This window comes from Treponema endosymbiont of Eucomonympha sp. (assembly GCF_001028545.1).
The window spans coordinates 1-12,322 of the sequence record NZ_BBPW01000083.1 but is presented as its reverse complement, the minus strand read 5'-3'; the positions used below and the strand labels follow the sequence as shown (position 1 = coordinate 12,322).

The 12,322-nt window shown below is 47.0% G+C and carries 13 protein-coding genes; 8 read left to right on the top strand and 5 right to left on the bottom strand.

All coding sequences use genetic code 11. The features are described from left to right. Positions 1-165 precede the first annotated feature (165 nt). Positions 166-489, bottom strand: a complete 324-nt coding sequence (locus tag AWU74_RS10280) for a transposase (protein ID WP_238579976.1) — start codon at positions 487-489, stop codon at positions 166-168. On the opposite strand from AWU74_RS10280, the gene AWU74_RS04475 reads away from it, so the two are divergent. Together AWU74_RS04475 and AWU74_RS04470 are read left to right on the top strand one after the other, a co-directional pair. Next, positions 377-979 carry a type ISP restriction/modification enzyme gene (locus tag AWU74_RS04475; RefSeq protein WP_368853457.1) on the top strand — a complete coding sequence of 201 codons (603 nt, stop codon included), beginning with the start codon at positions 377-379 and terminating at the stop codon, positions 977-979. The genes AWU74_RS10280 and AWU74_RS04475 overlap by 113 nt on opposite strands. A gap of 202 nt (positions 980-1,181) precedes the next feature. After that, positions 1,182-2,351 carry a tetratricopeptide repeat protein gene (locus tag AWU74_RS04470; protein ID WP_187150834.1) on the top strand — a complete coding sequence of 390 codons (1,170 nt, stop codon included), beginning with the start codon at positions 1,182-1,184 and terminating at the stop codon, positions 2,349-2,351. A gap of 58 nt (positions 2,352-2,409) precedes the next feature. On the opposite strand, the gene AWU74_RS13175 is transcribed toward AWU74_RS04470, so the two are convergent. Continuing rightward, positions 2,410-2,538, bottom strand: a complete 129-nt coding sequence (locus AWU74_RS13175; RefSeq protein WP_306700981.1) for a hypothetical protein — start codon at positions 2,536-2,538, stop codon at positions 2,410-2,412. Positions 2,539-2,621: 83 nt separating this feature from the next. Between AWU74_RS13175 and selB the strand changes: the two genes are divergently transcribed. Next, on the top strand, positions 2,622-4,658 hold the full coding sequence (gene selB, locus AWU74_RS04460) for a selenocysteine-specific translation elongation factor (protein WP_162504802.1): 2,037 nt from the start codon (positions 2,622-2,624) through the stop codon (positions 4,656-4,658). A 472-nt stretch (positions 4,659-5,130) separates the two neighbouring features. After that, positions 5,131-5,454, top strand: a complete 324-nt coding sequence (locus tag AWU74_RS04450) for a tetratricopeptide repeat protein (protein ID WP_062328030.1) — start codon at positions 5,131-5,133, stop codon at positions 5,452-5,454. Positions 5,455-5,498: 44 nt separating this feature from the next. On the opposite strand, the gene AWU74_RS10275 is transcribed toward AWU74_RS04450, so the two are convergent. Genes AWU74_RS10275 through AWU74_RS04440 form a run of 3 tightly spaced genes read right to left on the bottom strand, consistent with a single transcriptional unit; the run spans position 5,499 to position 10,062 of the window. Then, on the bottom strand, positions 5,499-5,882 hold the full coding sequence (locus tag AWU74_RS10275; RefSeq protein ID WP_187150832.1) for a DUF2971 domain-containing protein: 384 nt from the start codon (positions 5,880-5,882) through the stop codon (positions 5,499-5,501). Next, on the bottom strand, positions 5,839-6,294 hold the full coding sequence (locus AWU74_RS04445) for a DUF2971 domain-containing protein (RefSeq protein ID WP_062328026.1): 456 nt from the start codon (positions 6,292-6,294) through the stop codon (positions 5,839-5,841). Before AWU74_RS04445 ends, AWU74_RS10275 begins: the two co-directional genes overlap by 44 nt. A 3-nt stretch (positions 6,295-6,297) precedes the next feature. After that, entirely contained in the window at positions 6,298-10,062 is a 3,765-nt protein-coding gene (locus AWU74_RS04440) for a type ISP restriction/modification enzyme (protein WP_062328023.1), read from the bottom strand. 119 nt (positions 10,063-10,181) lie between these two features. On the opposite strand from AWU74_RS04440, the gene AWU74_RS11560 reads away from it, so the two are divergent. The 4 genes from AWU74_RS11560 to AWU74_RS04425 form a co-directional block, all read left to right on the top strand. Then, positions 10,182-10,340 (top strand): hypothetical protein, encoded by a 159-nt coding sequence (locus tag AWU74_RS11560; protein ID WP_162481563.1) that lies wholly within the window; start codon positions 10,182-10,184, stop codon positions 10,338-10,340. Between the two features lie 421 nt (positions 10,341-10,761). Then, positions 10,762-11,715: an adenine-specific methyltransferase EcoRI family protein gene (locus AWU74_RS04435; protein WP_062328021.1), complete on the top strand. Its 954-nt coding sequence runs from the start codon at positions 10,762-10,764 to the stop codon at positions 11,713-11,715. Continuing rightward, complete coding sequence (locus AWU74_RS04430) at positions 11,705-11,980, top strand: hypothetical protein (protein WP_062328019.1); 276 nt, start codon at positions 11,705-11,707, stop codon at positions 11,978-11,980. The genes AWU74_RS04435 and AWU74_RS04430 overlap by 11 nt, the downstream gene beginning before the upstream one ends. Beyond that, the coding region (locus AWU74_RS04425) for a hypothetical protein (RefSeq protein ID WP_202966402.1) at positions 11,977-12,322 on the top strand (346 nt) is incomplete at its 3' end. The genes AWU74_RS04430 and AWU74_RS04425, both read left to right, overlap by 4 nt.

The window sequence follows — 12,322 nt, the reverse complement described above, 5'->3', positions numbered from 1 at the left end:
CCGGGCAGCAGTTCTTTTATCTGTTCCCACGCCTCGTCGCTTATATCGTGCCGATGAATGCCTTCATTTTTTTTCATGCTTCCCATTTTACCTCTTTTCTTTTCTTTAGTCCACACTGCCTAGGCGGGAGAGAGGCTCTGTCTAGGGCAGGAGAGAGGCACTGTTCTAGGTAGTGTGGACTGGAAGGTAGAGGAATAAACACCTGACATGAATAGCGGCGATGAAGGAAGCGGTGAGCTTTGTGTAGCGCGTAGCGATTCCGCGCCGGCGCTTGAGGGCACGGAAGACGTTTTCAATGACGTGCCGTGCCCGATACAGCTCATGACTGTACGCTCTTTGCTCTTTTCGGCTTTTAACCGGAGGGATGACGGCTGTTATATCCGCTTCCTTAGACGCAGGCGAGAAACGCCGCCCAAACCTTAGCCAAGCGATTATAGACGAACTGTCCGCGCAAACCGGTTTGCGGTACACGGCTGAAAAAGAAGACACGCCCGACACCTTCGCGCCGCTCGACGCGCTGGACTATGTCTATGCCGTGCTCCACAGCCCCGCCTACCGCGAAAAATACCGCGAGTTTCTCAAAATAGACTTTCCCCGCGTGCCGTATCCCGCTGACGCCGCGCAGTTCCGCGCCTTGTGCAGACTCGGCGCGCGGCTCCGAACGCTGCACCTGCTTGACGGCGCGGAGCGGGGCGAGCTAGCCGCATACCCCATAGACGGCACACACCGGGTGGAGAAAACGGAATACCGGAACGGCAGGGTATGGATTAACCAAATCCAGTACTTTGCCGCGGTGCCGCAGGGCGTGTGGGATTTTTACGTCGGCGGCTACCAGCCGGCGCAGAAATGGCTCAAAGACCGCAAAAAGCGGGAGCTGCACTTTGACGACATAGAGCATTACCAGCAGATTGTCGCGGCGCTGCAGGAGACGGTTGCGCTGCAAGGCGAAATCGACGCGGCGCGGGGCGTTCGGCGGTAGCCGGACGTTCGAGTTTGCCGCAAACTCGCGGCAGCGGCGGACTTATCGGATAGATAGGTAAAAGCAAAGACGTTCGGCAAAACGGAACGCGACTTGCAGCGAAAGGCGCGTTGCCCATTTTCCGCGAATTTGATACGCATACGGAATGCAGGGCGTTTGCGGCATGAGCGCTCGCCTTGCGAAAAAATCGTGGAGGGACGAAATGTCAGAGCATAAGGAAAAAATGAATAAGGCAGCGGAGGATTTTTGCAAGCAGGGAGACGAATACTTCATTAAAAGCGAATCCGGTGCGGCGATAGAAGCCTTCACAAGGGCGGTGCAACTACAGCCGGATTATGCGGCGGCGTTTCTCGGGCGCGGACTTGCGTATTATTTTACAGGCGACTACGGCAAAGCGATAGCGGACTATGACGAAGCGGTACGGCTGCAACCTGATTATGCGGTGGCGTTTGTTAATAGAGGCTATGCGTATGATAATAAGGGAGACTGTGACAAAGCGATAACGGATTATGACGAAGCGATACGGTTACAGCCGGATATTGGGATGGCGTTTTTGAATCGGGGAGGTGCGTATGGAAAGAAAGGCGATTATGACAAAGCGATAGCAGATTTTACCGAAGCGATACGGCTATTGCCAAATTTTGCGCTGGCGTTTCATAATCGAGGGCTTGCCTATTGGAATAAAGGCGATTACGGTAAAGCGAGGGCGGATTATAACGAAGCGACACGGTTACAGCCAGATTTTATGAAGACAAGTAACCCACAAGCTCCGCAATTTCCTGTGACGGAAAAGGAAAGGCAAAGTTTTGCCGGAAGTACTTTTGTGTATAATATTTCTGGTAACAGTAATTCGCCAATAATAGTGAATTCACCTAATGCACAGAATGATACTATAGAAGATGAATTTATTAATAAACAAATATCCGAAATAACATTAGATAAACTAGGTATAACCGAACCTCTCTTATCAGTTCTTAAGGACAGAATAAATGAGATTAAATTATGTATCAATGCAAAATCTTCTTTGGCAGCAATATTCTTATGCGGCAGTACGCTTGAAGGCATCTTACTTGATATTGCTAGTAAAAATCCAAAGTTATTCAATCAGGCAAAATCCGCTCCAAAAACCAAAGAAGATAAAGTTAAACAGTTTCCAGATTGGTCGCTAAACTCTTTTATAGATGTTTCTTTCGAGGTTGGCTTTATTCAAGATGATGTTAAAAATTTTAGTCATACTCTTAGAGATTTTAGAAATTATATCCACCCTTATCAACAGGCATTCTCAAAATTTTCTCCAAGTGAAGGTACGGCAAAGATTTGTTTTCAAGTTTTGAAACTGGCTATAAACCAATTATCATCAAAAACTACATAGTATATTTTTAATTAGGGTTATTTGATGATACAACTACAATTTCAAATTTCTCCCGATACTATATCCGCGGCATAGACTTCACTATGTCGATTGAAGATATGCCGCCGATAAAGTAGCACACGATAACCTTGCCGCGCTGTTTTATGAAGTGCTGGATTTGAAACGCGAACACGAGGAGCCGCCCCATTAAACGCGACATAGACTTCATACATACGGTAAAAAAAATGAGTATAACAGGTTCCGATACAAACACGCAGGGTGCCGGTTAAAATGGAGTATCCTTTTATATTTGGGACAGCCGGGCATATCGACCACGGCAAAACAGCGCTTGTGCGCGCTATGACCGGCGTTGACTGCGACCGCCTTGAGGAAGAAAAACGCCGGGGCATAACCATAGAACTCGGCTTTGCCCCCTTGAATCTGACTAACGGCAAGACCGTCAGCATCGTCGACGTTCCCGGGCATGAACGCTTCATACGGCAAATGGCGGCAGGAGCCGCCGGCGTTGACGCGGCAATACTGGTAATCGCGGCAAGCGAAGGAGTCATGCCCCAGACCCGCGAGCACCTCGATATTCTGAATCTTCTTGGCGTCAGATTCGGACTCGTGGCGCTGACAAAGAAGGATTTGGCGGACGACGAAACCCTTGAGCTTGCGACTGCGGAAGCGGCCGAATTAACGCGGGGCACCTGCCTCGACGGCGCGCCCGTCATACCGGTTTCGTCTGTAACGGGCGAAGGCGTTTCGCGCGTCGTAGCGGAAATAGAAAAGATAGTCGATAAATTACCGCCAAGAACGGGCGCCGGCGCGTTTTTCCTCCCTGTTGACCGGGTCTTCAGCAAAAAAGGCTTCGGAAGCGTGGTAACCGGAACGTCCTATCAGGGGAGCATTTCAGAAGGCGACGAAGTCCATATACTGCCCGGCGGCGCGGCGGGCAGGGTGCGTTCCCTCCAGACACACGGAACGAAAACCAGTTCCGTCACGGCGGGGCAGCGGGTCGCCGTCAACCTCTCCGCCGTTTCCCCTGAGCAACTGGAGCGGGGGTGTGCCGTCTGCGCGAAAGGGGCTTTTATCGCCACCGACTGCATAAGCGCGTGGCTCCGGATACTGCCGTCCGCACACGAAGGCGTGACTCACTGGCAACGGGTGCGGCTCCACGTCGGGACGGCGGACGTCGTCGCCAGAATCTCATTGCTCAGAATGAACGCCGACGAAAAAAAAGCGGGCATACGTCCGGGAAACGGAGGACCTGTACAGATTTTGAGCGAATCCAACATAGCGGTTGCGGCCGGACAGCGGTTTGTGATTCGTTTTTATAGCCCGCTCGTAACGATAGGCGGAGGGCGGATTATGCTGCCGAACGCCGAACTGGCGCGGGGCAGAGCGGACCGAGAGGCTAAAGCAAGGATAGTTGAAGACCTCGCCGCGAGTTTCAGCCCCGTCTCTTTTCTTGCCGCCCTTGTCCGCGACAAGGGCGCCTTAAGCGCGCCCGGCTTGTTTGAGCTGTCCCAAATGGACAAAAACACTTTTACTGAATCCGTAAGCGTCCTGTCCGCCGCGCCGGACACATACGGACTTTTGGGATTTGGGGACTCGCGGAGTTTTATCGCAGGCGAAGTGTGCGACGCGATAGTGCGCTCGGTATTGCGGATTCTCCGCGACTTCCACGCGACATATCCCGAACTGGCAGGGCTGGACGCGGAAAAATTGTATGCGGCTTTGGACGGCGTTCACGGGGGGTGCCGTATTACGGGCGGGGATTTCAAAGCTCTCGTCGGCATAATGGCGGAGCGGAACGCTATAACGCCGGTCGCTGTGCAGGGCAAAACCTGTTACCGGGCGGCGGATTGCCGCGAAGCGCTGCCGGACGGCAGGTTTATGAATATGGCGGGGCGTATCAGGGATGAGGTCGCCGCTGCCGGCTTCAGCCTGTTAAAACTGCCGGAACTTGAAAAGAAACTGGACGTCTCGCCTGCCGATATGAAGCGGGCGGCGGCGTATCTGAGGGAACGGGACGACCTGCGGATGATAGAAGGCGGTTTGCTGTTTTCCCGGCAGATGAGGGATAAACTCCTTAAAACGCTTGCTTCGATGAACGGTGATATAACGGTCGCCTCGGTGCGCGATTTCCTCGGCGTGGGGAGGAAACAGACCTCCGCCATGCTTGAATTTCTGGATTCGCAGGGTTTGACGCGACGGGTCGGGGATACGCGGATTCTCGCGGAATATGCGTTCGGCTTTGCCGAACGTTCGAGTTTCTTGAAGAAACTCGACAGAGAGGTAACGCAGGAACCGGAGGGCAAATAACTGTCCGCACAGGGTGTAAAACTGTCTAGATACATTCTACAACTATCTAAATATATTTTGTATCTACCTAGATATATTTTATAACTGTCCAGATATGTTTTGTAACTGCCTAAATATATTTTATGTCTGCCTAGATACATTCTATAACTACCTAGATATATTTTATATCTGACTAGATATACCTTATATCTGCCTAAATATATTTTGTAACTGTTTAGATATACTTTGTATCTGCCTAGATATACTTTGAAACTGCCTTGTTTTATTTTGAATTTGGGCAGTTACGCTTCGCCACAAGGCAGTTATGCTTTGTGGCAAGGCAGTTACGCTTTGCAGAAAGGCAGTTACGCTTTGCAGAAAGGCAGTTATACGGCATAATTGCCCTGAAACGCGGACGGCGGGGGGTGAGGAAACTGCCGCGCATAGAAGCGACCGGCGCAAAAGGCTGCGAAACGAACAACGGAGGGACGAAATGGCAGAAAATAGCGGAAAAATAAACGCGGAAGCGGCGGCTTTTTTGAAGCAGGGAAAAAAACACTTCGATAAAAAAGAATACGGCGCGGCGATAGAAGCTTACACAAAGGCGATAGGGCTACAGCCGGATTATGCGGAAGCGTTTAGTAATCGCGGCTGCGTGTATACTGATAAAGGCGACTATGACAAAGCGATAGCGGATTACGATGAAGCGATACGGTTGAAACCGGACATTACGGAGGCGTATTATGGACGCCCCCTTTTTGTATCACAAATAAACTTTGTAAATGGTTTATATAATTTTCCGAGTATATATTGGTAAGTGACAATCAGCATGACCCAACCGGAAGCTTTGTCATTTGTGGTTTATATTTTGAGCGGTATCTTTTCAAGATTATATGTGCCTGGGATAGATTTGATTTTATAAAATTTTATTTGCAGTTCGGTGTCAATTTGTTTTATTGTATCCTCAATTACTTTATCATCTGTCTTTATACCGAATATCACTTCTTTAACGTCCCCAGGTTTTATAAAAGGGGGATTTTTCTTTATTAAAGTTTGAGCTGTTATTACTCTAACCTCTTTCTCATATGCCCAAGCAGGGTTTTTTGTCGATAATGTATCAGCTATAAACTTATGCAGGTTATTACCATATTTATAACTGTCAAAATTTACTGGCAAAGGTCTATCAGGACTATAGTTAATTTCAAATAACGGTAAGCGTTGGTTTCCCAGATTTTTTTTCTTCAAAAGCTTTTAAAAAAGAACTAAGACTAAATTTTATATAATTACCAAAAGCGAATGGATAGACTTTGAAGTCAATGCAAACTCCTGAATGTCCATCAGCGTAATGTGACCACATTAAAGTGTTTAATGGATCTTTAGTTAAACACAGGATAAGTGCGGGCGCATAATAAGAGTCAAGTTTGGTATACGCCTCTATTTGTGTTAAGTTATACTTTTGGCTATAAAAATCAATTTTACAATCAAAAGGATCATTGTAATCTTTAGGAAAAGAAAAATGCAATTCACCTTTGTTTATCATATTTATTGTATGCAAATTAAATTTGTCATTATCCCACAAGGGTCTATATTTATAAATACAATCCAATTTATCTGTGCAATGCTTATATAAAGATTTATTAATATCGATCTCACTCAAACTTCACCTCCTCGCACCCGCCGCCTCGTCCACCTGCGCCATTAACTCCCCCGTGAGCCGCAGCGCCGCCAGTATCCGCTGATAATGCTGTATTTGCTCGAAATCCAAAACCCGCCCTTTCCTGTCCTTGAGCCACTTTTGCGCCGGCTGATACCCGCCGATATAAAAATCCCACACCTCCGGCGGCACTGCGTCAAAATACTGCGTTTTATTAATCCAAATTTGCTCATTCCGGTAATCGGCTTTTTCAACCTCACGCGAACCGTCGACCGGAAACAGCCCCATTTCGCGCGAGGGTTCTACGCCTTCCAGCAGGTGAATTTTCCGCAATGTCTCCCCCAGTCTAGCTAAGCGCAAAAACCGCCCGGCATTTTCGGGATAAGGCACGCGGGGAAAGTCGATTTTTAGAAATTCACGGTATTTCTCGCGGTAGGTCGGGCTATGCAGCATTGCATAGATATAATCAAGCAGGTCGATAGGGGCAAAAACGGCGGGAAATTCGTTATTCTTTTCAAAAAGCCCTTGCAAAATTTTCAGAAGTTTGGTATCATTAATGGGCAAGGTATTCTTTTGGCGCCCCGAGTTTGTTCCTTGGCAAGCCTCCAAAAGGGTTCCTTTCGGAAGAGAAGTTTGTTGGTGGCCCACGTTTGTTTCGAGGATGACATCAATTAAGCTTCTCTTTTTTATTTCACTTATGATATGCTGATAATACCAGCAGCCTTCATTCTCACCTAAAACAATCCGCGCTGTCCATTCTACACCGTCAATTTCAAAAAAAGATAGCAAATAGCAGTATTTTTGATAATGCGAATCCGGTTTTTCAGGCAGCTTCTTTAAAAGCAGTATGGCGTTGCCCAATAATTCGGGAATGTGCGCAATAGTTTTCATATACGCGATATTGCTCATTCCATACATTGTGAGCTTTGTTATTCCGCTGCCGCCTAATTTAATCGGTTCTCTTATACTGCTATTTTCCAGCCTAGTCGTTTTCGCCATCTGTTTGAGATATGCGCTAATCGACGCGGCATTCTCTTTTGGCGTCTTGTCAACCTCATATTTCCCGCGGTATGCCTCGCCGTCAAGCGCGATATTCGGCGCATTCAAAAGCCGCTCAACGAGCGTCTCTTTCTCCGGCACAAACCGCAGTCCGATTTTATCTGCGATAGCGTCTACAATCCGCGTGTCCAAATTTGGGCGGCGATTTGTAATAGGGTCGTTGTAATTGTCTTGGTCATAGAGGTAGAGGGGAAATAGATAAGTAATTTCACTTGTGTGATTTGATACAAAACTTGATTCAATGATTTTATCAGTGATTAATACATGATGATATTGATTTCCCGTTTTAAACTGTTTGCAAATTGCTATTCCATAATTTTTATTTTGCATGAAATGCTGCATAATTTTATTTACTGATCGCCAAACTAATCTGTCTTCATAAAAAATAAAACGCCTATCAAATGGGCGATAATTAATGTTTTTAATATAGGAATTAACATTTTTTCCTTGAATGTTTGAATGACCAATTAGAATATTCCAGCCGCTTTTATGTTTTACGTGAAATTCATTATGTAAATATTTTTCTGAATGTTCAGCATCCCTAAACTTTTCAAAACGTTTGATTAAATTGTTTCTATCTTCATCGATTACAAATTCATCGTGGGCTGTTGTAACACCACTTCCATTGATAGTAAACAATTCAGCAACACTAAATCCTTTTTCATATTCCGCTTGACCGCTTAAATCTTTGCTTACAAGAAAATAATACGGCGCTTGCGGTTTGATTTCATGCCATTTGACCGAAGCAAGCGTATTTTCAGACAAAAACTGACGCTTCAATTCGCGCTTGCCGTATAAATCAAAGTGCTGCATTTTTGCGAGTTCGCCGTCTTTCTTTTTGCCCGTTTTGATAAATATGTTTACGCTCACGCCCTGCTGTATGTCAAACACATTCTCGTCTTTCCCGCCGTCCGGCGCCGTTTCCTTTTTCTTTGAGTTGCCGTGCAAGTCGAGAACATAGATTGTGTCAAATGCGCGCAATAAATCCCAGCGCATACCCCTGAATGTGGGGTTGTCTAAAAATGAGTGATTGTTGATAAACGCCAAAACTCCGGTTTCGTTCTTTTCCACCAGCAGTTGACCAAAACGTATAAACTTGACGTAATCATCATTGAGCCATTTTGAATTTTTCTCGTCCAGCTTATCTATTCCGCCCGGCTCTTTTTTATAGGCTTGCAAAAACGCTTCGGCTGTTTGATTTTCGCTTTCCCCGCTGTACGGCGGATTTCCCAGCACCACCATGACCGGCGTATCGCGCTTGATTACGTTTGCGGCTTTTGCTTCGTCGGTGAGCCATTTTTCCATAAAAAATTGCGGCGCGTCGTCCTTTGGTTCTTCAAGCGTGTTTGTCAGGAACACCCGCAGCCGTTCGTCAAAATTGCCGTTATAGCCGGTCTCTTTGAGTTTCATGGCGAGTTTGAAGTGCGCCATAGTGTAAGAAGCCATCAGAATTTCAAAGCCGTTCAGCCGGGGTATTAATTGTTCCCCGCAGTAGCTCGACCATAAGCCTTTTTGACCGGCGAATTTAGAATAAATCCTGTCTATGACTTCGGCTAAAAATGTCCCGGTTCCGGTCGCCGGGTCTAAAATCTGCACCTTGTGAACGGGCGTCTCTTTTTTTGTGCCGTCTTTTTGCAAAACAGGCACCATAACTTTTGAATTATCAGCCAGCCCTTGAGAGATTCCAAAATCGTGTATCAAGGCATCGTCCGCCGCTTGCACAATAAACCGGACAACGGCGGTCGGCGTGTAATAGACGCCCCGGCTTTTCCGCAATTTGGGATCATACTCACCCAGAAAGGTTTCGTAAAAATGAATGAACGGGTCCTGATTAGCCTTGCCGAATTCCCTGAGCAAATCCTCCAGCGACACGCAGTTAAACATATCGGCGAGCGCGTCGACAATCCACGTTATCCGTTTGTCAAGTTTAATGCCGCCTATGTAATCAAAGAAATTCAGCAGGAAGGGATTAGACTGAGGTATTAAGTCGGCCGCTGATCTCCGGCTGAACTTTGCGCTTGTTTTGTCGTTAAGCCGTGCCGCAAACATGCCGTAAGCGAGTGTCTGCGCGTACATATCGGCGAACGTTTCAGTGCTCAAATCGTGTATAAGGATTTTCTGAAAGCCTTGTAATTGCGCAGAAAGGCTGTCCTCGTCGGCGTTTGGCGCATTCAAAGCGTCTTTGATAGTAACAGAGAGCAGCCGCGCTTTTTGCGCCATCATTTTAGCCAGTTGCTCGGAATCTGTGATCGTTTTGCCTTCGTATGAAATGAAACAGTCAATAAGAGCGGCAAAGTCCGCGAACTGCCCCTTATGCGCGGCGATTCCTTTTTCGCTCATCTGTCCGATTGCTGCCGACATTCTCAGTTCCCCGCCGATAAAAAGCTCAAAATTGATATAATCGGTAATGATAAGGTTACCCAGCGCGTTCTTGTAGCGGTCGAATTGCGCCTTATGCGCTTTGTCGTGAATGCCCGCCGGTATGTCTTTGGCTTCGATATAGCCGACCGGAACGCCGGCGCGGGTAACTATGTAATCCGGCGCGCCGCAGTCTATGCGCGCCGGTTCGTTTGTAATTGAAAGCCCTGTTGTTATAGCCTCAAATAGATTTTGGAGCGCGGGGCGGTAGCTGTGTTCTTTTGCGTTTCCCTGCCGGTATTTAGTGTCAATATCGGCGAGGTATTGGTTTATTTCTCTGGTCGGTGTCGTCATCCGCGCAGCTCCCTTTTCCTGTTCTACTTTACGGCATAGAAATTATTCTGACAAGAGCGCGAAAAGAGTGCCGGGTTTTCTGAAGAAACTGCCGGAAGCCTGCGGTTTGCGTACCGGGTTTGCAGAGCAAACTCGCGGCATACGGGCATAGCATACGGGCAAACTCTCTGTATCGCATAGAGATAACAGATATGCGGGCGAAAAAGGACGCACCCCGCATACGCATTTTTGCGCGGCTCACAGGATTTTTTGCGTCGCTCATAAAATTTTATGCGTGACTCACAGGATTTTATGCGCCGCTCACAAAATTTTTTGCGTGACTCGCAAGGTTTTTTGCGTGGCTCACAAAATTTTATGCGCCGCTCACAAAATTTTATGCGCCGCTCACAAAATTTTATGCGCCGCCCATAAAATTTTATGCGCCGCCCATAAAATTTTATGCGTCGCTCACAAAATTTTATGCGGGACTCGCAGACTCTTGCGGGCGGCGCAGAGAGTTGTACGAGCGGCTTAAAAATGGGGGCGAGCGGCTTGCGGATTGCGCCGCGAAAAACGCCGTACACTTTTCACGGTAAACGAAACTTTTGGCGGCAAAGCTGTTTGACACGGCAAGATTAGGGCGGTATGCTGCACGCGGAAAAAACCTGAAACGGTCAGGCGCGGATGCCGCCGCGCCGCCGCTTCGCAAAAAGGCGATTTATGGGCAATGCAACACTAAACGAAGCGAGTAAAGCTAAAAATGACGAGTTTTACACGCAAATCTCAGATATAGAACGGGAATGCGGGCATTACAAGCGGCATTTCGAAGATAAAATCATCTTCTGCAACTGCGATGACCCCGACACAAGCGGCTTTTGGCGCTATTTTCATATAAACTTTGCTCTTTTGGGTCTTAAAAAACTTGTCTCAACTCATTTTGTCTATGCGGATATGTTTAGCCCCGGAGACACTTATAAAATGGTCTATGAGGGCGGCAGCGATGCGGATTTTACCATAGGCACGAAAACCGCGCTTAAAAATAACGGCGATTTCAGAAGCGCTGAATGTATCGAAATCCTGAAAGAAGCGGATATTGTTATTACTAATCCGCCTTTTAGCCTTTTCAGTGAATATGCAGCCCAGTTAATGGAATATGAAAAACAGTTTTTGATAATCGGACACCAAAATGCAATTACGTATAAAGATGTTTTTAAACTCATTAAAGATAATAAAATATGGTTCGGCTATAATAATTTTGATAGCAGCCGCTTTATAATGCCTGATTACTATGATATAACTAAATCGAAATATGCTTATGAAAAAAACGGCGTTAAATATGGGCGTGTTTCCGGGCTGCGCTGGTATACGAATTTTGACCACAATAAACGCCATGAAAGTTTACTGCTTTATAAAAAATATACGCCTGCTGAATATCCAAAATATGACAACTTTGATGCGATAAATATTGATAAAACCACTGATATTCCGCAAGACTATAGCGGTGTCATGGGAGTGCCGGTAACTTTTTTTGATAAGCATAGTCCTGAGCAGTTTGAAATTATCGGCAATTTAGGGTGTTATGCCCCTGACGGCTATTCGTTAATCAGCGCGTTATATTTGGATAACCATAAAGTGTACAAGCGGATTGCAATAAGGAAATCGCATGAGCATTAAAATTCTCGATAGCGCCCATAAGCATAACCTCTCTGATGACTCAAGCAGAGCTTGTCTTGCAAAAGAACACGCAGAACAGATGCTGGACTGCCAGCCTGAAAAAAGGCTGTATGCAGGATTTGACCATAACGGCAGCCCCCTTGAAATAATCGCGCTCATAGAGGATAATACAATCAAGGTGATTCACGCAATGAAATTGCGGAACGCTCGCCGAGAGAACCCGCCGGAATCGGCGCGGTGTTTTTATAAAAGGGGAATGCTATGAGCACAACACATTTGCAGGAAGTCCGTCTGGCGTGCCGGCAGTTCGCGCTCCTGTATTTTCATTTCTGCAAAACCCTTGTGGAAACCTTGGGCGAAGACGCAGCGCTGCCGGTGGTACAAAAGGCGGTTTTTGAGTTGAGCCTTGAACGCAGTAATGGCAGTCGCCGTCGCGCCGGCGAACAGGGATTAGAACCCACGCCGGAGAATTTTTCAAAGGTGAACGATTTGCCCGTTTCCGCGTGGGAGGACTGGACGCCTGCCTGCGGCGGGGTGCGCTGTCCGTATGCGGAACAATGGCTGGGGTATTACGAGACCTATCCGTGGTTTAAGCGTTTTGCCTCGC

What these genes read in the sequence shown, in the direction of transcription:
- selB (WP_162504802.1), top strand. Translation starts at nt 2,622, where the DNA reads ATGGAGTATCCTTTTATATTTGGGACAGCCGGGCATATCGACCACGGC.
- AWU74_RS13175 (WP_306700981.1), bottom strand. Translation starts at nt 2,538, where the DNA reads ATGGGGCGGCTCCTCGTGTTCGCGTTTCAAATCCAGCACTTCATAAAA.
- AWU74_RS04430 (WP_062328019.1), top strand. Translation starts at nt 11,705, where the DNA reads ATGAGCATTAAAATTCTCGATAGCGCCCATAAGCATAACCTCTCTGAT.
- AWU74_RS04470 (WP_187150834.1), top strand. Translation starts at nt 1,182, where the DNA reads ATGTCAGAGCATAAGGAAAAAATGAATAAGGCAGCGGAGGATTTTTGC.
- AWU74_RS04435 (WP_062328021.1), top strand. Translation starts at nt 10,762, where the DNA reads ATGGGCAATGCAACACTAAACGAAGCGAGTAAAGCTAAAAATGACGAG.
- AWU74_RS04440 (WP_062328023.1), bottom strand. Translation starts at nt 10,062, where the DNA reads ATGACGACACCGACCAGAGAAATAAACCAATACCTCGCCGATATTGAC.
- AWU74_RS04450 (WP_062328030.1), top strand. Translation starts at nt 5,131, where the DNA reads ATGGCAGAAAATAGCGGAAAAATAAACGCGGAAGCGGCGGCTTTTTTG.